The sequence below is a fragment of the Rhodoplanes roseus genome, from assembly GCF_003258865.1.
Classification (GTDB): Bacteria; Pseudomonadota; Alphaproteobacteria; order Rhizobiales; family Xanthobacteraceae; genus Rhodoplanes; species Rhodoplanes roseus.
On sequence record NZ_NPEX01000551.1, the window covers coordinates 1 to 1,537 of the forward strand.

Here is a 1,537-nt window from a genome sequence, read left to right on the forward strand (position 1 = left end):
CGGCTGCCTTTGGGGCAGCCGCCCGGACCGGTTCTACTCCGCCGCGACTTGCGGCAGGGCGTCGAGCGAGGCCCTGAGGGCCGCCGCGTCGTAGTCGCGGTCCTCCAGCTTGCCCGACAGGTAGTCGGTGTACGCCTGCATGTCGAAATGGCCGTGACCCGACAGGTTGAACAGGATGGTGCGCGGCTTCCCCTCGGCCTTCGCCTCCAGCGCCTCGTCGATGGCGGCCCGCACCGCATGGGTCGATTCCGGCGCCGGAACGATGCCCTCGCTGCGGGCGAACAGCAGGCCCGCCTCGAAGCAGGGATTCTGGTGCACGGCGCGCGCCTCGATCAGGCCGAGCTCCTTGGCGTGGCTCACCATCGGCGCCATGCCGTGATAGCGCAGGCCGCCGGCGTGGAAGCCGGGCGGCACGAAGGACGAGCCGAGCGTGTGCATCTTCATCAGCGGGGTGAGATGCGCGATATCGCCGAAGTCGTACGAGTAGGTGCCCCGCGTCAGCGTCGGGCACGCCGCCGGCTCCACCGCGACGACACGGACGTCCTTGCCCTCGCGCAGCTTCTTGCCGAGGAACGGGAATGCGATGCCGGCGAAGTTCGATCCGCCGCCGGCGCAGCCGATGACGACGTCCGGCCAGAACCCCGCCATCTCCATCTGCTCGATCGCCTCGAGCCCGATCACTGTCTGGTGCAGGGCGACGTGATTGAGCACGCTGCCGAGCGCGTAGTTGGTGTCGGCGTTCTGGGCCGCCACCTCGACGGCCTCGGAGATGGCGATGCCCAGGCTGCCGGGCGAGTCGGGATGCTCCGCCAGCACGGCGCGGCCGGCGGCCGTCTCGGTCGAGGGGCTCGGGATGCAGGTCGCCCCGTAGGTCTCCATCAGGGCCCGCCGATAGGGCTTCTGCTGGTAGCTGATCTTGACCATGTAGACCTTCACCTCGAGGCCGAACAGCGACCCCGCGAAGGCGAGCGACGAGCCCCACTGGCCGGCGCCGGTCTCGGTCGCGAGCTTCCGGATTCCGGCCTCGCGATTGTAGAAGGCCTGCGCCACCGCCGTGTTGGGCTTGTGACTGCCGGCCGGCGAGACCCCCTCGTATTTGTAGAAGATGCGGGCCGGCGTATCGAGCGCCCGCTCCAGTCGCACCGCGCGATGCAGGGGGGCCGGACGCCACAGCTTGTAGATCTCCCGCACCGGCTCCGGGATCTCGATCTCGCGCTCGGTCGCGACCTCCTGCCGGATCAGTTCCATCGGGAAGATGGCGGCGAGATCGTCGGGGCCGATCGGCTTGCCCGTGCCGGGATGCAGCACCGGCGGGGGCGGCTTCGGCAGGTCGGCGACGATGTTGTACCAGGCGCGCGGAATGCGGTCCTCGGGCAGCAGATACTTGAACGTGTCGGTCATGCGTCGGGTCTTTCGTTTCTTGAACTCGAATGGGTGGCGGCTCGGCGCCTCACCCTCTCCCCTCGCGGGAGAGGGTGGTTCCTCGCGCAGCGAGGAAGCGGGTGAGGGGGGCCTCCGTGGATTCTGAATTTGCGGC

Annotated in this window: 1 protein-coding gene; it reads right to left on the reverse strand. The window is 69.1% G+C overall.

Features of this window, described 5'->3' with window-relative positions; all coding sequences use genetic code 11:
- Window positions 1-33: 33 nt before the first annotated feature.
- Complete coding sequence (locus CH341_RS31170) at window positions 34-1,401, reverse strand: TrpB-like pyridoxal phosphate-dependent enzyme (protein ID WP_111423557.1); 1,368 nt, start codon at window positions 1,399-1,401, stop codon at window positions 34-36.
- Window positions 1,402-1,537 lie beyond the last annotated feature (136 nt).